Genomic DNA, 18,660 nt, shown 5'->3' with positions numbered 1-18,660 from the left:
AAGTGGAATACCGCATTGAGAGAGATACGTTAGGCGAAATGAAAGTACCAGCCGACAGGCTGTGGGGAGCTCAGACGCAGCGCAGCAAGGAGAATTTCCCGATTGGCAGTGAACATATGCCGATGGAAGTTATCCGTGCCCTTGCCATTTTGAAAAAAAGTGCTGCGGCAAGTAACCATAAATTAGGTAAATTATCTGCGGCTAAGTCCGATGCTATTGCTTATGCAGCAGACGAGATTATTGCAGGCCGAATTGATGACCATTTCCCACTGGTAGTATGGCAGACGGGAAGTGGAACACAATCCAATATGAACGTGAACGAAGTGATTGCCAATCTGGGGAACCAACTGCTGGAGCAAAAGGGTAAGGAAGAGCGTCTGCATCCAAATGATGACGTGAACATGTCCCAGAGCTCCAACGATACATTCCCAACGGCTCTGCATGTCGCAGGTGTTCTGGCTGTTGAGGATCAACTCTTGCCTGCCATTGCGGTATTAAAAGCCACTTTTGCAGACAAGTCGGAGGCATTCAAGGATATTATCAAGATTGGACGTACTCACCTCCAGGATGCAACACCAATTACGCTTGGCCAGGAGATCAGTGGTTGGGAAGCCATGCTGGGCAAGAGTGAGCGTATGATCCGTGAAAGTGTACAGTATCTGAAGGAGCTTGCAATTGGCGGTACAGCTGTCGGAACGGGCATTAATGCTCATCCGGATTTTGGGGATTTCACTGCCAAGGAGATTGGCAAACATACGGGGAAAGATTTTGTATCTGCACCAAACAAATTCCACGCACTTACAAGTCATGATGAAGTTGTGTATGCGCACGGTGCCGTTAAAGCGCTTGCAGCTGATTTGATGAAAATTGCCAATGATGTCCGCTGGTTGGCCAGTGGTCCTCGTAGTGGACTGGGCGAGATCCGTATTCCTGAGAATGAGCCAGGCAGCTCCATTATGCCGGGTAAAGTCAACCCAACTCAGAGCGAGGCCATTACTATGGTGGTTACGCAGGTCATGGGTAATGATGCAGCGATTGGTTTCGCGGCAAGTCAGGGTAATTTTGAACTGAATGTATTCAAACCGGTTATCATCTATAACTTCTTGCAATCCGTACAACTGCTGGCGGACTCCATTATTGCGTTTAATGACAAGTGTGCCGTAGGCATTGAGCCTAACCTGGATCAGATTAAACATAATCTGAACAATTCGCTGATGCTGGTTACAGCGCTCAACCCGCATATTGGTTATGAGAATGCAGCCAAAATTGCGAAGCTTGCGCATAAAGAAGGCTTGTCTTTGAAACAGGCGACGTTACAAACGGGCCTGCTTACCGAAGAGCAATTTGATCAATATGTCGATCCGGCCAAAATGATCGCTCCAAAGGCCTAAAATCAGCCCAAATGAGCAATATAGATCACTGAAGAGGACGACCTGCACAAGCAGGTCGTTTTTCTTATGCTTACCGATGAACTTAAAGCTTGTCAGACTATACGTATCCATATAAACTACATATGCACCAGTTTTAATATAATTGAATGGGATTCGTATATATTTGGAGGTTTCCGCGTTGTCTAAAACGAGAAGATTTACGATACGCTCCAAAATTCTATTGGGCTATCTTGTGGTTGTGCTTTTATTTGGAGTTGTTCTGCTAGTGCTTACGGCCCAAATTAATGTGTTACAGAAGGAAAATGATTTTATCTCTCATCATGATCTGGAAGTACATAATCTGACCAACGCGATTGAAAAAAATGTCTTGAACATGGAGACAGGACAGCGTGGATTCATGATTACAGGCAATGAAAGTTACTTGGAGCCTTATTCCCAAGGCCTATCCCAGTGGAGTTCCAACTATGATCAGTTGAATGCTCTCATTAGTGACAATCCTTCGCAGCAGCAGAGTCTGCAAAGCATCAAAGCTCATATTACGCGCTGGATCGAGATTGCTGGGGAGCCGTTGGTGGAGTTGAAAAAGCAAGGGGACCAAGCCAAAGTTGTTGCATTCTTTCAATCTGATCCGGGTAAAACAGAAATTGATCTACTGCGCTCTCAACTTACAACCTTCCGTAACACAGAGATCGCGCTGACCGAGGCGAGGGTTAGTGAACTTGCCAGACGCAGCTCCACGCTGTTGACGATTATGTATACGCTGTGGGGGATTATTGCAGCGTTATCCATTGCAGCTGCGATTGTGATATCAGGAAATATCGTCAAAACGTTGCGAGATGTTATGCAAACCATCAGTGATATCTCCAAAGGTGGAAACCTGAAGCAGCGAATTCAGGTGCGGACACATGATGAAGTGGGGGACCTGGGTCACGAAACCAACAAATTACTGGATGAAGTACAGGAACAGAATCGGGTCAAGGACCAGATCACAGGCATTGCGACACTCTTACAGAACCCGACCAATCTGGAGGGATTGTCACGCTTGTTCCTGAGCGAGCTTGCCATGTTGTTTGAAGTTCCCTATAGCGTCTTATATTACTGGAAAGACAATCGACTGCTGCGCGTGGCTGCATATGCTGCGGATGGAGAGAAAGAACGTTCGCTCGGTAAAGTGTCGCTTGCCCCGGGTGAGGGGCTGGTAGGTCAAAGTGCTGTGGAGAAGCGAGTTTTACGTATGAATGATTTGCCACAGAACTATATTCGAATCTCTTCGGGTCTCGGATATACATCTGCCACATCACTTACCGTAGTACCGGTCCTCTTCGAAGGCAGAACGATTGCGGTCATTGAGCTTGCTTCAATGAAGCCATTGCAAGAGAATGATATGAGGCTGATGCAAGAACTGACGGACATTTTTGGTGTTTCTTTACACTCGACTGTCACTCGCATGAAATTACAGCAGTTATATGATGAGTCACAAGTTCTGAATGAAGAATTACAGGCACAATCGGAGAAACTTCAGTCTCAGACCGAAGAAATGCTGTCTCAAACTGAGGAACTACAAATGCAGACCGAAGAACTTCATATGCTTAATGAACGCTTGGAAATACAGAAGAGCGCTGCTGAGACATCAGCCGATGAACTTGCAGTTGTGGCAGATCAGTTACGAACAAGCTCGGGGTACAAATCCGAATTCTTGGCGAACATGTCCCATGAATTGCGGACACCGCTTAACAGCATGTTGATTTTGTCGGAAATATTGTCTGAAAATAAAAACCAACACTTGAATAGTGAAGAGCAGAACTATGCTTCGGTCATACACAAGTCTGGTAAGGACTTGCTGAATCTGATCAATGATATTCTGGATTTATCCAAGGTGGAAGCCGGACAGATGGAAGTGGATTTTGATGATGTCTATCTGGGTAGTCTACCTGAAGTCATGAACCAGTATTTCCTGAAAACAGCGGAACAGAAAAAAATAGATTTCCGGATTCAGCTCCAAAGTCCTTTACCGGAAACCATCGTGACGGATGAGATGAGATTGCACCAGATTCTCCGAAATCTGCTTTCGAACGCATTCAAGTTCACGAGTGAGGGTGAAGTTGCCTTAACCATCTCCAAAATGAGTCTGGCTCATCCTGAATTGAAAGACCAAGAGACCGACGTGATTGCTTTCTCCGTCAGTGATACAGGGATTGGCATTGCGGAAAACAAACTTCTGCAGATCTTTGATGCATTCAAACAGGCGGATGGGGCTACGGCACGTAAATATGGCGGAACGGGACTTGGGCTGTCGATCTCTCAATCGCTTGCGACTTTGCTGGGTGGTTCAATCTCGGCAACAAGTCGTGAAGGACATGGCAGTGTGTTCACGCTGTTCCTGCCACTGCGAAGAGATGAACCTGAGACTATGAATGCATCGCGGTTGTTCCTGAATGAGGTGGCTACCACTACACCTCAGGTCAATAAGCTTCCTTCAATAACTTCCGAACAATCGGATGTTTTATTGACACCTCTGGAAGAAGCGTTGCTCAGCGGACGCCAAGTACTTGTCGTTGATGATGATATACGAAATGTATATGCGCTGGCTAACGCTCTTGAGCAATACGGTATGAATGTCATTTCAGCCCAGAACGGGTACGAGTGTCTGGAATTGTTGGAGCGTGGAGGCGTCAAGCCTGATATCATCATGATGGATATTATGATGCCGGAACTGGATGGTTATGAGACAACTCGCCAGATCCGTGAACGACTTGGTCTGACTCAGCTTCCGATTATTGCGCTGACAGCCAAGGCCATGAAAGAGGATCGGGAGAAATGTATTGCAGCAGGTGCTTCGGACTATCTCAGCAAACCACTGAATATCAAAGATGTATTATCCCGTATGAAATTATGGATGAATCACGAAACCATGGAAATCTGATCGTAGTTGAACTAAAAGTTATTTACACTGACACTACGATGACAGAACAACCCTCCAATCGCTGTTATCCCCAGATTTTTTCGATTCCCTTTTTTAAAGGGGAAAATCCGGGGATAAAGGCGAGCGCTTCGCTTTTTCAGGTTTTTTCTGCCCTCTCCGTTATCGTGTAAATGGATTACTTCAACTTATGTGGATCATAATAATTTTAATAAAACCTATGCCGATTACAGGAAAGTGCGCTGTAATTAGGTCATAGGTTTTATTTTTTTGTCGTGTGAGCTTTATTTAGAAATTTGATGTTATAATACTTAACAACAAATAAAAAATTAAACACATGAATATGGATTTAACTAGAAAAATTATACAAAAATTAGTTTCGTTAATCAGAATGAGATTATATTGTGTTAGATATATGGGAGGTAGTGTCCATGCAACTTACGGTTAAAGAGGCTTTACAGGTATACCCGTTGTCCGAGGCCAAACTGGTTGCGGGTGGAGAAGGGACTTCACGGATGATGAAATCCGTTAATGTCATGGACGCTCCTGATATCGCGGATTGGATCAAATCCGGAGAAATGTTGTTCACTACCGCTTTTATTATGAAAGACAGTGAGACGGATGCACTACGTTTGATGCGACGTTTGAATGAACGCGGCTGTGCAGGACTCGGCATCAAACTGGGACGTTTCTGGCAGTCCATTCCCCAAGGTATTGTCGAGGAAGCTGATCGGCTTCGGTTACCATTGCTTGAGCTCCCCTTTCAATTCACTTTCTCGGACCAGATGAATGCCTTGTTCAAGGCTGAACATGAACGTAGCAACCGATTGCTGCATGAGGTTGTGCAGAAACAGAAAAAATTAATGCAGTTTGCACTGCAACAACAGCCACATCGGAATGTGTTTGCCGAACTTGCCACGGTGCTGAACTATCCGCTTGCCGTCATTGGTTCTCGTGGGCATGTGCTTTATGGTAGTGAAGGCATTGCAGGAGATGCTGTAACCCAGGGCTGGCCATGGAAATCGGTCATGCACCGAGTGAAATGGAATCAGGGTAGTTGTCATCGCGTACCGATCAAGCAAAATGATGAAGAATACGGATCGTTGCTGGTGTTTACCGATTCAGCCTTATCGCTTCGGGCAGAGGAGGAGCTGTTCCAACAGGCTGCCGATGTATTGGCATTTTATATGGATATGACTTATCGCGAGCATATTAATCCGACCGTTCAAGATGAGATGCGTACGCTGCTTTCACAGTATTTGGATAACAAAATGACTATTCAGGAATTGACCACCTTGAGTGAAAACAAAGGTGTACATCTGTTCCAGGGAACGTATCAGTGCGTACTGATCACGCTTGAGCCGACTCTCTTTGCCGAGGGAAAGCTGCTTAAACAGATTCATCGTGAATTACAATACAATCCGCTGATGCAATTCACGGCCTCACAGCATTTTCAGATTGAAGATGGCATTCTGTCCATCTATACCTGTCCAACAGGGAGAGACTATGGAGAGGAACTGTCAGGTTTTCTGTTGAACCGGTTCGGTGATGTGCTGGCAGCACAAGAAGCAAAAGGCGCACCGGCTCCGCGTTTCTGGATCAGCAAAATGAAACACGAACCCAAATCGCTCCGTGAAGCGTATCAGGAATGTCTGGATACCCGACAACTGGCTCGTCGATTCGGCATGAAAGACCGTGCGTTGCAATTTGAAATGCTCGAATTTGCCTATGTGTTCCAACATGTACCGGATAACATCATGGAGAATTACTGCAATAAAGTACTTGAACCGTTACTTGCCAGGGATGGTGATCCCAATCAGGTATTGATGAATACATTGGAGTCCTTTATTGAGAATGATGGACTGATCAATGAAGCTGCCAAGCAGCTGTTTGTGCATCGTAACACAGTCACTTATCGTATGGAGAAAGTCGGCAGCTTGCTGCAAATGGACTTTAAGAAAACAAATGATCTGCTGAAATTAAAGCTGGTATTCACCTTCCGCAAGTTTGTGCGGGACAAAGCAGCTGCAAGACCGCACAATGTGCAACTCTAAACCGCGCATTGTGCAAGATGACAATGCTACTGGGTCTCAGACCCATGAACCGCATTCCCTTGATGGAATGCGGTTTTTTCATGTTTAAGGACAATAAAAGCTGAACTTCCCGTGCATAGCAAACAAATCACAACTCTGATGTTATGTTATATTACAAAATTGCGTAAATATTGTTGTCGCGACATTGAACGACACTTAGAATGAAGAACAATAATCCACAACAGACCGGAGGTTCTAACATGAGCGACTTAATTAAACTTGTTAACAACTGGTCTATCACGCAGTTCGTGCATACGTTTGGCGGCTTATTTGAGGAATCACCATGGGTGGCTGAACGTTCCGGGCTTTTACGACCTTTCGATTCATTTGAACAGATGATGAAAGTGATGAAGAATGTGGTTCAGGCATCGGATGACCAGGTGAAGTTGCAGTTGCTTCGAAATCACCCGGATCTTGGAGCGCGAATCAGCATGAGCAGCAATTCCGTTCAGGAACAAGCTGGAGCAGGGCTTGATTCACTCTCACAAGAGCAGTACAACGAACTTCAACAATTAAACAAAGCATATACAAGCCAATTCGGCTTTTCATTCATACTGGCTGTAAAAGGCCATACCGCAAGCTCCATCCTCGAATCCATGAGGCAACGTCATCGCCGAGGAAGGGAAGAGGAATTCGAGACTGCATTGAAGGAAGTATTCAAGATTGCAGGCATACGTTTGGAGCAATGGCTTGCACAGATCGGTCATGAACATGAGTTCGTCAGCAAGCCAGCCGCAGTGCAGCAGCGGACCATGTATTACGGCAAAGGGGATGTGTGGATGTACCGTTCCTACGCCAAACCGTTGACGGGCATACAGTCCATTCCGGAATCGCCGTTCATGGGACGCAGCAATATTCTGTTTGGATTAAACATTAAGGTCGCTGTGCAGGGTGATGAATTCTTGCCTTCTTTTGCAGAAGGGGATAATTCGCTGGTGGTCGCAACCGATTCAATGAAAAATTTCATTCTCAAACATGCAGCGGATTATACAGGGGCAACGGTGGAAGGATTTCTTGCGCTGGTAAGCCGTCGTTTCCTGGAGACGTATCCGCAGATGAGCAAGGTTCAGATGACAGCGGACCAGATCCCTTTTGAAGATATACCCATTGGATTGGAAGGAAGTTATCGACCGAGTACGCTCGTATTTCGTTATTCACAGAATGATCGTGCGACAGCTGCCGTGGAAGCAGAACGAACAGGAGACTCGATCGAATTAAGCAACCATTTCAGTGGTGTAGCCGATCTGAGACTGATCAAGGTCAAAGGCAGTGAATTTGCCGGATTTATGCAGGATGAATATACCACTCTTCCAGAGACATGGGATCGGCCGTTATTTATTTTCCTGAACATCAATTGGCGTTATGAAGATCCGAGAGATGGCATGGATGATCAGCGTGGACGGTATGTAGCGGCGGAACAGGTCAGAGATTTGGCTGCTGCGGTGTTTCATGAGTGTCGATCCGCTTCCATTCAACATCTGATCTACCAGATTGGACGAAGGTTGTTAAGTCGATTTGAGCAACTGAGTGAAGTTTCATTTGAATCCAACAATCGGACTTGGGAAACAGTGCTGGAGGAAGTGAAAGAGGGAGAAGGCAAAGTATTTACCGAACCGAGACCACCTTATGGATTCCAGGGTTTCTCGATGACAAGGGATGATCTGGAAACAGACGGCCGTGACGCCGGGAAAGAAGGTGACGTCTAATGTCGATGTCTGATGGCCGAATTACAACACATGTGCTGGATACCTCCAAAGGTGTGCCTGCTGCGGGTGTTCGGATCGAACTGTATACCCTGAAGAGGGATGGAGAACAGGAAAACAAGACAAAAGTAGCTGAGTCGGTGACCAATGCGGATGGGCGTTTGGATGCACCGCTGCTGGATGGAGGCAAGTTGGAGCCAGCGATATATGAGCTTCAATTCCATGTCGAGAGTTATTACGCACATCGTTCATTGGAGGAGCTGGGGCAGGCATTATGGACAATTGTTCCGATTCGTTTTGCCGTATCTGATGCCTCAAGCCATTACCATATTCCATTATTGATTGCTCCAGGAGGTTACAGTACATACCGGGGAAGCTGAGAATTCACGCATCCGGTTCGGATTCAGGGGGAGGGTCATCCACATGACAACGTTTGATACCATCATCCGGGGGGCCCGGGTGGTGTTGAAAGATCGGGTAGAGCAACTGGATATTGGCATTACGGGTGAGAAAATTACGGAACTGTCCACTCGGCTGACCGCTGCTGAAGCAACTTGCATCATAGAAGCTGAGGGGCTTACAGTGATGCCGGGTGTCGTGGACATTCATGTACACTTCAATGAACCCGGACTCGCCAGTTGGGAGGGGTTCCGATCGGGTTCGGCAGCCCTTGCCGCAGGGGGAATCACGACCTATGTTGATATGCCGCTTAACGGCGTACCGCCAACCACAAGGCCGGAAGCATGGGAGATGAAAATGAAAGCAGCCGCAGACCAATCGTATGTTGATTTTGCTTTCTGGGGAGGTTTGGTTCCCGGCAACCGGGATGAACTTGCTCCACTGGCACGGCTGGGGGCTGCGGGATTCAAGGCATTTATGTCCGAGCCGGGTGGAGATGGGGAGGACATCTTTGCCAGAGCTGATGACCATACCCTGCTGGACGGGATGAAAGAACTTGCAACATTAAACCGTGTGCTGGCACTTCATGCAGAGGACGAAGGCATCGTTGCCGAACTTGCTACGAGAAGCATCGCAGAGGGAAAGACGGAACCGATGGATTATATCCGGTCTCGTCCTGTGGAAGCTGAAGTCGTCGCTGTTGCCCGAGCGTTGAAATACGGCGAACAGACCGGGTGTGCGCTGCATTTTGTGCATATCAGCACCCGGGAAGCGCTGGATCTGATTGCAGCAGCCAAACGGCGTGGGCAAAACGTAACTTCAGAGACATGTCCTCATTATCTGACGCTGACCGAGAAGGATGTGGTCCGATTGGGTGCTGTAGCAAAATGCGCTCCACCTCTGCGCAGCTCTTCCGAACAGGAGCAGTTATGGGATGCACTGACTTCAGGATTGATTGATGTTATCGCCTCAGACCATTCTCCTTGCCCACCATCCATGAAACAATCGGATAACTTCTTTGAAATCTGGGGCGGCATATCCGGGGCACAAAGCACACTGCTAATCATGCTGGAGGAAGGACATCTTCAGCGAAATATCGACCTTCCGTTGCTCGGAAGAGTGCTCTCTCTGCAGCCTGCCAGAAGGCTTGGTCTGGAGAATAAAGGGGAGATTGCAATTGGCATGGATGCAGATCTGGTTCTGATTGACTGGGGTAAGAGCGCGACCCTGAACACGGAAGATCTGCTCTACACGCATAAACAGAGCCCTTATGTGGGACGTACCTTTAAGTGTCAGATTGCAGATGTATTTTGCCGTGGTCAGCGCGTCTACAACTCGGAATCCGGGTTATCTCCTGTGCCTGTCGGGCAACACATTGCGGCTTATTCTTCTATTCCCATCGAAGCGGGAACGGAGGAGACGCCATGACGGAGTCTGGAGTATACCGGTCATCCGGTACCAATAACGCACAGCTTCCTTTGCTAAATGTGGAACAGGTGGAGCTGCAAGCCATGCTTGACTGGCTGTCGACATATGGTGCGGATGCACAGGGCGGCGTCACACGACTGTTGTATGACTCGTCTTGGTGTGAAGCACAGCATGCCCTCGCAGCCAAGATGCAGGAGAAAGGACTTTCTCCCGAATTCGACCAGTCCGGTAATCTGTATGGCACACTGAAGGGCGAGGGTGAGGGATCAGCGAATGGTGCTGAAGAATTACCGATCGTGACCGGATCACATATGGATACTGTGGTGTATGGTGGCAAATATGATGGTGCTTACGGTGTGGTGGGGGGTGTCCTTGCTTTGGAGTATTTGCAGAAGCATTTTGGAGCACCGAAGCGCACACTTCAAGTGGTATCGTTATGCGAAGAAGAGGGAAGTCGATTCCCTTTTGCATATTGGGGTTCACGCAGTATAACAGGAATAACGTCTCTGCAAGATGTAGAGCATCTGAAGGATCAAGACGGCGTTACCTTTGCACAAGCGATCCGCGATGCGGGCTTTGGACCCGATAGTGCATATAGACCGGCCGCAAAAAAATATGGTGCCTTTATTGAGCTTCACATTGAGCAAGGTCAGGTTCTGGAACGTCTCGGACATTCGATTGGCGTTGTATCCGATATTGTAGGTCAGAAGCGTTTCAGTATCACCGTCAGCGGAGAAGCAAATCACGCCGGAACAACGCCAATGTCCTGGCGCAAAGATGCACTTGCTGGAGCAGCTGAGATGATTACTGCCGTAAGGAATGTCGCATTGGAAGCAGGAGAACCGCTGGTAGCCACGGTTGGGCGAATCACAGCCGATCCGGGTGTTGGGAATGTGGTTGCAGCACGGGCGGTGTTTTCACTGGATATCCGCCATATCCGGCAGGAGAGTATTGATCGCTGCTGGCAGGATATGCTCCAGGCATTTAGTCGTATCGCAGCCGAGCAGCAGCTCGGATTGGATTGGGAAGAGCATCTATCCGTCACACCCATTCCCATGAACGCGCAGATGATCTCAGACATCCAAGATACCTGTGAGCAGGAGCAGTTGTCCTATTGGCTAATGCCAAGTGGTGCGGGACATGATTCGCAGATTTTTCAGCCAGCTTGTCCGACAGCCATGATTTTTGTGCCGAGTCAGGACGGTATCAGTCATAATCCACTTGAATATACAGCTGAAGCTGACCTGCTGCACGGTTTTCGGGTTCTGGTCCGGCTACTCTATAAATACGGTTACGGGAGTTGAATGCAGATGTCCAACTATAAAGAGTTATCTCCGTCCTTGCGGACCATTATGACCCCGGGCCCCGTTGAGGTTGATCCACGCGTACTCAGAGCATTATCCTTTCCGATCCTCGGGCAGTTTGACCCGGAGTTCACGTCCTTGATGAACGAGACGATGGCGATGCTGCGTGAGTTATATATGACAGATAGCGAGTGGTGTTATCCAGTCGATGGCACATCGCGTTCAGGCATTGAAGCTGTGTTGGTCAGTCTGATCCAGCCCGGTGACAAAGTTCTCGTCCCGATCTACGGACGATTCGGACATCTGCTGGTTGAAATCTCGGAACGCTGTGGTGCAGAGGTCGTTTTTTTTGAAACGGAATGGGGAACGGTATTTGATCCGGAAGAGGTGATCAAGGCGATCCATGCCCATAAACCGAGTCTGGTTGCGATGGTTCATGGTGAGACTTCCACCGGTCAGATGCAGCCCCTTGCCGAGATTGGCAAAGCCTGTCGCGACCTTGATATTTTACTCGTTGTGGATGCTGTAGCAACCATTGGCGGGACGCCGGTGGAGACGGATGCCTGGTATCTGGATGCGGTGATGGGCGGAACGCAGAAATGCCTGTCCGTTCCTTCAGGGATGGCACCTCTCACGTACAACAGTCGTGTGGAACAGAAGCTGATGAGCCGCAAAACCGTTGAACGCGGACTCCGAGACGCAACCAGTGCGCGGGCAGAAGGCCGCACCATTGCCAGCAATTATTTTGACCTGAGCCAATTGCAGGATTACTGGAGTTCGGCCAGGCTGAACCACCATACAGAAGCCACCTCCATGCTCTACGGTCTTCACGAAGGATTACGTATTCTGCTGCAAGAAGGATTGGAGGCCAGGTTCCAGAGACATCTGGTGAATGAACGTGCGTTGGTCGCTGGAATACAGGGAATGGGACTGCAACTGTACGGGGATATGTCCAGTAAACTTCCGGTGGTCACCTGTATTACTATTCCGGAAGGGATTGATGGTGAGTCGGTGCGCAGCATGTTGCTAAACGATTTCAGCATTGAGATTGCCAGTTCATTTGGCCCGTTGAAAGGGCAAATCTGGCGGATCGGTACCATGGGATTCAGCTGCCAACGCAAGAATGTACTTCATGTGCTGGGAGCGCTGGAAGCTGTTCTTCTCCGTCATCGTTACGTATTACCAGCCGGTGAAGCAGTGCAGGCGGCATTGGATGTGTATGCAGGGAAGGAGGGCGCTTTATGTTAAATCAGATGCCAATCTCCAGAGAGGTCATGGTTACTACTCCTCATTATCTGGCGAGTGCAGTGGGAAGCTCCATCCTCCAGCAGGGCGGGAATGCTTATGACGCTGCTGTTGCGGTCAGTGCAGCGCTGGGTGTGGTATATCCGCATATGACCGGACTTGGCGGGGATGCCTTCTTCCTGATTCATGATGGAGCCAGCGGTGAGATTACCGCCTATAACGGAAGTGGCCGCTCAGCCGCGGGCATTCATGCGGAAACGTTCAAAGCGATGGGTATGAGTGCTATTCCTCAGCGCGGTGTACTTAGTGCCATCACGGTTCCGGGAATGGTCGATGCCTGGTGGGAAGTTTGGTCCCGGTACGGTAAGTTACCGTGGGAGCAACTGCTTGAACCTGCTGCGCAGTATGCAGAAAAAGGATGCCCTGTATCCCGGAATCTCCGACTGTGGATGGAAAGGGATGAAGATTTCATCATGGGGCATACACCGCTGCGAGCGGTATTTGCGCCTTTGGGTACACTTTTGCAGGAAGGTGAGCTGCTGATCCAGCCTGATCTTGCTGCCTCCATTCGTCTGATTCAGACGGAAGGGCGAGATACTTTTTATACAGGAGAACTTGCGGATCGTCTGACTTCGGCTATTCGTGAGGATGGGGGCATGCTTGCACCAGCGGACTTTGCAGGGCATCGTGGAGAGTGGGTGAAACCGGTCAGTACGGGGTATCGTGGCTATGAAGTTTATCAGATGCCGCCAAACTCGCAGGGATTCTCGATGCTGATGATGTTAAATATGCTGGAGCATACGGATCTGTCCTCTGTAGCACGTACCTCACCGGAATTTTATCATCTGATGGCGGAAGTGGTAAAAAAGGCGTTTCGTGATCGTGACCAATATCTGACGGACCCGGATTTCAGAGACATTCCGCTGGAACATCTGTTATCCAAGGATTACGGAGACCAATTGTGGAATGAGATTCAGTCTGCTCCACCTGTGGCACAGCCGTTTTTGTCCAAAACGATAGGTCAGGACACGGCGTATGCAGCGGTTGTTGATAGCGAAGGCAATGCCGTTTCCTTCATTCAAAGCCTGTATTTTGACTTCGGTGCAGCCTATGTCCCAGGGGATACGGGGGTTATCATGCAGAACCGGGGGTCGTTTTTCTCCTTAGACCCGAGGGATGCCAACGTTCTGGAACCCAACAAACGCTCATTCCACACGCTCATGCCGGGCCTTGTTACACGAGATGGCAAACCATATATGCTCGTGGGTACACAGGGGGGAGAAGGCCAGCCGCAGACACAATTATCGGTACTTACCGGAGTGCTTGATTACGGGCTGAACATTCAGGAAGCAATCAGCTTGCCGCGTTGGGTGTACGGACGTACCTGGGGCGAAGAAGGCGATACGATGCGTGTGGAGAACCGATATCATGATGATGTATGTGCAACCCTTGCCCAGTGGGGACATAACGTTGAAGCGAGAGCACCTTGGGACGGTATTATGGGACAGTCGCAAGGCATTGTCATTCGTGAGGACGGCATGATTAGTGGCGCGGCAGACCCCAGAGGCGATGGTATAGCTATTGGATGGTAACAGACAGCGATCGGAAGGTTAGTCTGTCATCGGAGTGCAAGTGTAAGTATGTATGAGTTGTACTATATAGACAGACACAGATAGGGGAGATTGGCATGGGAACAATCCTGCTGAAAGGCGCACAGCTTGTGACGATGAATGCAGAAGAAGAAGTGTTCATTGGAGATCTGTTGATCGAGGATAACAAAATCAAGGAGATTGCAACGCATATCGATGTTCAGGCTGACCAGGTCATTGATGCTCGCGGCAAAGTGCTGCTACCGGGCTTCATCCAGACGCATATTCATCTGTGTCAAACCTTGTTCCGTGGACGTGCAGACGATCTGGAACTGATGGATTGGCTCCGTCAACGGATCTGGCCGCTGGAAGCAGCGCATGATGAGGAGTCCGTGTATTATTCAGCAATGCTCGGACTTGGCGAATTGATCTCCAGCGGAACCACGACGATTCTGGATATGGAGACGGTACATCACACGGACTCGGCGTTTCAGGCGATGGCACAGAGCGGCATCCGGGTCATCTCCGGCAAGGTGATGATGGATCATGGAGACGAGGTTCCGGAACCTCTGCGTGAGAATACAGCAACTTCGCTGCAACAGAGTGTGGATCTGCTGGAGAAATGGAACGGGTTTGGCGGAGGTCGCATTCAATATGCGTTCTGTCCACGCTTTGTTGTATCGTGTACCGAAGAATTGCTGATAGAGGTCCGCGACCTGTCCAATAAATATCATGTCAAAGTCCACACCCATGCCTCCGAGAATCGCGGAGAGATCGAACTGGTAGAACACGAACGCGGAATGCGTAACATCGTATACCTCGATCATATTGGTCTGGCTACCCCAAGATTGGTGCTGGCCCACTGTGTATGGCTGAGTGAGGAAGAGAAAGAGATCATCCGCAAGCGCGGAGTCAAAGTCACTCACTGTCCTGGATCGAATATGAAGCTTTCCTCCGGAGTAGCGGATATTCCGGATCTGCTGAATCGTCAGATCGCGGTTGGGATCGGGGCTGATGGTGCGGCGTGTAACAACAATCTGGATATGTTTCAGGAGATGCGCCTCACAGCGCTGATGCAGAAGATTCCTCATGGTCCAACGGTGATGGATGCCCGGACCGTATTGCGCATGGCTACCATGGGTGGTGCGGAGGTGCTCGGCTTGTCGAAGGAAATTGGCAGTCTCGAAGTGGGCAAAAAGGCAGATATGTTACTGCTGGATCTGGATGATTTTCACACGTACCCTTCTTATGAGACGGATGTCTATTCACGCGTGGTCTATTCCGCAACACGTAGTTGTGTGGACACCGTAATTATCGATGGCAGCATTGTACTAAAGAATCGCAAGATTCAGACAATTGATCGTGGTATTGTGCTGCGTGAGTCGGATAAAAGCATTGCGAGATTGATGAAGCGCATCTGATCGAAGGAAACGTATGCAATTTAGAAAGGATGGAGACCGATATGGAAATGCATGATCTGTGTACAATCGCAGCCCGTGAAATGCGCTGTGTGCTCGCAACAGCGATCAAGGTAGAGGGTCATGCTTACCGTAAGCAGGGAGTCTCTATGCTGTTGACCGAGGAGGGCCAAATGTATGGCAGTATCAGTCCGGGATGCCTGGAGAGTGATCTTCAGGCCCGGGTGAGCCATGTGCTGGATACAAACCAGATGGAATTCGCGGAGTACGACATGCGTCCCGAGGATGATCTGTCCTGGGGGGAGACGATTGGCTGCGGCGGACTCGTTGTTGTGTTGCTTGAACCAGTGTGTGGTGAACTCCGATCTACGTTGCAGAAGATGCATGAGTGTTTGCAATCCGGCGCTGCAACAGCGTTAACCCGAACGTTCCAAGATGATTACACAAGGGTTCAATATGGATGGAAACGGATTGAGCCTACGGAAAAAGGGCACCAGCCAGTCTTGCGTCCTTCGCTCGTCCCCCCTCATGATCGTGTGGCATATTATAATCTAACTTCATTGCAGGTTGATGTACAACACAGCAGTGGGAATATCAAGCATGAACATACGGCATTAACACAACATTCTCGCGATATACCTCGCCTTACGCTTGTGCCTGAAAGGGTACCTGCTACGTCAAACGGATCTCACTCTACCACTCCGTCCGGTGATTCACAACATATCTCTGAGGCTGATATACCGACTAACGATGCGATTTCAACGAATCCCTGGGATCTCCCGCAGCAACTTACTTCACAGTACACACCCAAACCTCGCCTGATTATCATCGGAGCCGGAAATGATGTTATTCCTGTTGCCAGACTCGCCCGGTCCGCAGGATTCCGTGTAGTGGTAGCCGATTGGCGAGAGTCCTTATGCACTTCGGAACGATTCCCTGAAACCGAACTCGTACTGGGTTTCCCATGTGAGATCATGCCTCTGTTAAAGGTAACCAAAGGGGATTATTTGATATTGATGAGTCACAATTTCCCCCGCGAACGTGAACTGTTGGAGATGTTAGTGGACTGTGAGTATGCGTATCTTGGGATCATGGGTTCCAAAACACGAACAGCCCGTCTGCTGGATGGTTTACCACCGTTGAAATATGTACATTCTCCCGTTGGTTTGAGCATCGGGGCGGACGGTCCCGAACAGATCGCCATCAGCATTGCAGCGGAATTGATCGCATGTAAACATAAGGTTTCTTCCTTGAGTTCCGAGGTGGGGCAGAAGGGAAGCGTTGCACATGCGAATGACGGGCATAGTTCTGGCAGCAGGTAAGAGTTGTCGCCTTGGTCGGGATAAACTCTCGGTTGTCATGCCAGACGGGAGGTCACTGGCTGCATGGTCACTGGAAGCTGCGCTGAATTCGGAGCTGGATCAAGTGGTCTGTGTGGTCAAACCGGAAGATTCGTTGGCATGGCTGCCTGTAAAATGGATTGATTCTGCCACTTATGCCTATCATCCCACAGCGAGACTTCGAATTGTTGTCTGTGCAGACTATGCCTGCGGCATGGCGAATTCTCTTCATTCTGGCGTGTTGTCGGCCATGGAGTACAAACCGGAGGGCATTCTCATGTTGCTGGGTGATCAGCCTCTATTAAAAGCGAAGGATATTAATCGGGTGACTACAGCACTGGCGACTCACAAATTGTGTGACTATGTGGCAGCTACCGACGGTGAGGGTGGCAAGCCGCCCGTTGCTTTTCGCTCCCATATGTTCGGTCCTCTGTTGTCTCTGCATGGAGATGAGGGGGCACGCAAGATTATGCGCAGCGCTAATTATTCAGGAGTACATGTACCACTGTCTGAGACGAGTTTCTGGGACGCGGATACAGAACCGGAATTGGAACGCATTTTGAATCATGTATATGAATCGGGGCAGGCAGACTATATAACAGGAGAAGATTAATGACTATGTATAATTTAATTACATGATGAGGTCAGCCAGGCAGTCTGGTTGGCCTGTTTGTCTTTTTTTCACGTGTGGTGAAAGAAACTTCATGTTAGCTTTTGATAGATCATAATGCATCAAGCACAAATAGAACACAGGTTTTATACATTTATCCAAAACGATGTGAAGGTAATTGACGTTGCTGCTTAACTCTCATATGATTTGAAGAATTATCTGGATCAGACGGTTGAATGTCCTGCCCATGGAAGAGAGAGAAAGGGGATGCGGCGATGGTAACACCGGCATACGGTTCTGGAGCATTGCCATCGGTATGGCAGCCTGAGAACCTGCAAGAACTCCAAACGTTAAGAAGTAGACTCAAGGGGATATGTTGTTTCACGGCAGGCGGAACATTGCTGCGAACCCAGTGGGAAGGAGGCTTGATTCCTGCACCTGAACACATGATAAGCCTGGCTCGTGTTCCTGAAATGAGAGGGATATCTAATCGTGGAGATGAGATCGTCATTGGCGCAATGACCCGATTAAAGGAATGTGCTTCACAAGGGTTGCTGTATCAACTGCCGATCCTGCAAGAAGCGGTGAATGGAATTGCTGCCCCTTCCATTCGTAATGTGGCAACCATTGGCGGGAATATTGTGTCCGGAGTAGGGGATACACTGACTGCTTTGCTTGTATATGATGCGGAGCTGCACTGGTTGACGGATAGCGGAATTGAAATCCGCAGTGTGTCTTCCTGGCTTCAGGGTGGACCGGATGGCAGGCGTAACCCAGGGGACGTATTAATCTCGATTCATATCCCGATGAGACCGTCCTCTCTGCTTGATGTGGACAGTGGGCACAAGCCTGCTGCACGAGAAGTTTCCTTTTACCGCAAGTTGGGTCGACGGGAGACGTTCAGTGCATCGCTGGTGACGGTTGCGTTATACGGTGAAATTGATTCGGATCATCGCTGGACTAAGATTGCGATTGCTGCAGGCGGGGGCTCAGGCATGGCAATGAGACTTCTGGAGTCAGAACAACAGCTTCTTAACAGCGAAGCTTCTGTCATGCAAGCGGCGACTCTTACAACAGCTGTGACTGACGAATTTACGACTTATGGCGATGCATTTGCAACGGAACATTATCGTAAACAGACCGCAGGCAACCTGCTGGGCGCCGGGCTATGGGAGGCACTTCACGTATAGATAAAAGGGATCAAGCAAAGGGGGAGAGGA

General features: G+C 49.0%; 13 protein-coding genes. All 13 read left to right on the top strand.

Going from position 1 to position 18,660, the window contains the following annotated elements; translation table 11 throughout:
- Positions 1-2 precede the first annotated feature (2 nt).
- The 13 genes from fumC to F0220_RS17225 all read left to right on the top strand — a co-directional run bounded on the left by fumC (position 3) and on the right by F0220_RS17225 (position 18,630).
- Entirely contained in the window at positions 3-1,391 is a 1,389-nt protein-coding gene (fumC, locus tag F0220_RS17285; protein ID WP_105599071.1) for a class II fumarate hydratase, read from the top strand.
- Positions 1,392-1,569: 178 nt separating this feature from the next.
- Positions 1,570-4,314 carry a CHASE3 domain-containing protein gene (locus F0220_RS17280; RefSeq protein WP_223199721.1) on the top strand — a complete coding sequence of 915 codons (2,745 nt, stop codon included), beginning with the start codon at positions 1,570-1,572 and terminating at the stop codon, positions 4,312-4,314.
- 428 nt (positions 4,315-4,742) lie between these two features.
- Positions 4,743-6,365 carry a PucR family transcriptional regulator gene (locus tag F0220_RS17275; protein WP_091019529.1) on the top strand — a complete coding sequence of 541 codons (1,623 nt, stop codon included), beginning with the start codon at positions 4,743-4,745 and terminating at the stop codon, positions 6,363-6,365.
- A 239-nt stretch (positions 6,366-6,604) separates the two neighbouring features.
- Complete coding sequence (gene pucL, locus F0220_RS17270; protein ID WP_105599070.1) at positions 6,605-8,110, top strand: factor-independent urate hydroxylase; 1,506 nt, start codon at positions 6,605-6,607, stop codon at positions 8,108-8,110.
- Between the two features lie 5 nt (positions 8,111-8,115).
- Positions 8,116-8,487, top strand: a complete 372-nt coding sequence (uraH, locus tag F0220_RS17265) for a hydroxyisourate hydrolase (RefSeq protein WP_317451991.1) — start codon at positions 8,116-8,118, stop codon at positions 8,485-8,487.
- Between the two features lie 43 nt (positions 8,488-8,530).
- Complete coding sequence (gene allB, locus F0220_RS17260; RefSeq protein WP_105599069.1) at positions 8,531-9,934, top strand: allantoinase AllB; 1,404 nt, start codon at positions 8,531-8,533, stop codon at positions 9,932-9,934.
- Positions 9,931-11,238 (top strand): Zn-dependent hydrolase, encoded by a 1,308-nt coding sequence (locus F0220_RS17255; RefSeq protein WP_105599068.1) that lies wholly within the window; start codon positions 9,931-9,933, stop codon positions 11,236-11,238. Before allB ends, F0220_RS17255 begins: the two co-directional genes overlap by 4 nt.
- Before the next feature lie 6 nt (positions 11,239-11,244).
- Complete coding sequence (locus tag F0220_RS17250) at positions 11,245-12,486, top strand: pyridoxal-phosphate-dependent aminotransferase family protein (protein ID WP_105599067.1); 1,242 nt, start codon at positions 11,245-11,247, stop codon at positions 12,484-12,486.
- Complete coding sequence (gene ggt, locus F0220_RS17245; protein ID WP_105599066.1) at positions 12,480-14,075, top strand: gamma-glutamyltransferase; 1,596 nt, start codon at positions 12,480-12,482, stop codon at positions 14,073-14,075. The genes F0220_RS17250 and ggt overlap by 7 nt, the downstream gene beginning before the upstream one ends.
- Before the next feature lie 95 nt (positions 14,076-14,170).
- Entirely contained in the window at positions 14,171-15,493 is a 1,323-nt protein-coding gene (locus tag F0220_RS17240; RefSeq protein WP_091019519.1) for a 5'-deoxyadenosine deaminase, read from the top strand.
- A 41-nt stretch (positions 15,494-15,534) separates the two neighbouring features.
- Positions 15,535-16,812, top strand: coding sequence for an XdhC family protein (locus tag F0220_RS17235; protein ID WP_105599065.1), 1,278 nt, complete (start codon positions 15,535-15,537; stop codon positions 16,810-16,812).
- Positions 16,784-17,443, top strand: coding sequence for a nucleotidyltransferase family protein (locus tag F0220_RS17230; protein WP_181155450.1), 660 nt, complete (start codon positions 16,784-16,786; stop codon positions 17,441-17,443). Before F0220_RS17235 ends, F0220_RS17230 begins: the two co-directional genes overlap by 29 nt.
- Before the next feature lie 272 nt (positions 17,444-17,715).
- Positions 17,716-18,630 (top strand): FAD binding domain-containing protein, encoded by a 915-nt coding sequence (locus F0220_RS17225; protein ID WP_181155449.1) that lies wholly within the window; start codon positions 17,716-17,718, stop codon positions 18,628-18,630.
- Positions 18,631-18,660: the final 30 nt, after the last annotated feature.

The organism is Paenibacillus sp. 37 (assembly GCF_008386395.1).
In the GTDB taxonomy this organism is placed as follows: domain Bacteria; phylum Bacillota; class Bacilli; order Paenibacillales; family Paenibacillaceae; genus Paenibacillus; species Paenibacillus amylolyticus_B.
Note: the sequence above shows the minus strand (reverse complement) of the source record. Positions and strands in the feature narration are given on the sequence as shown.

Excerpts from the sequence above, each read along its gene's own strand:
- F0220_RS17275 (WP_091019529.1), top strand. The coding sequence starts at position 4,743 with ATGCAACTTACGGTTAAAGAGGCTTTACAGGTATACCCGTTGTCCGAG.
- pucL (WP_105599070.1), top strand. The coding sequence starts at position 6,605 with ATGAGCGACTTAATTAAACTTGTTAACAACTGGTCTATCACGCAGTTC.
- uraH (WP_317451991.1), top strand. The coding sequence starts at position 8,116 with ATGTCTGATGGCCGAATTACAACACATGTGCTGGATACCTCCAAAGGT.
- allB (WP_105599069.1), top strand. The coding sequence starts at position 8,531 with ATGACAACGTTTGATACCATCATCCGGGGGGCCCGGGTGGTGTTGAAA.
- F0220_RS17255 (WP_105599068.1), top strand. The coding sequence starts at position 9,931 with ATGACGGAGTCTGGAGTATACCGGTCATCCGGTACCAATAACGCACAG.
- F0220_RS17250 (WP_105599067.1), top strand. The coding sequence starts at position 11,245 with ATGTCCAACTATAAAGAGTTATCTCCGTCCTTGCGGACCATTATGACC.
- ggt (WP_105599066.1), top strand. The coding sequence starts at position 12,480 with ATGTTAAATCAGATGCCAATCTCCAGAGAGGTCATGGTTACTACTCCT.
- F0220_RS17240 (WP_091019519.1), top strand. The coding sequence starts at position 14,171 with ATGGGAACAATCCTGCTGAAAGGCGCACAGCTTGTGACGATGAATGCA.
- F0220_RS17235 (WP_105599065.1), top strand. The coding sequence starts at position 15,535 with ATGGAAATGCATGATCTGTGTACAATCGCAGCCCGTGAAATGCGCTGT.
- F0220_RS17230 (WP_181155450.1), top strand. The coding sequence starts at position 16,784 with ATGACGGGCATAGTTCTGGCAGCAGGTAAGAGTTGTCGCCTTGGTCGG.
- F0220_RS17225 (WP_181155449.1), top strand. The coding sequence starts at position 17,716 with ATGGTAACACCGGCATACGGTTCTGGAGCATTGCCATCGGTATGGCAG.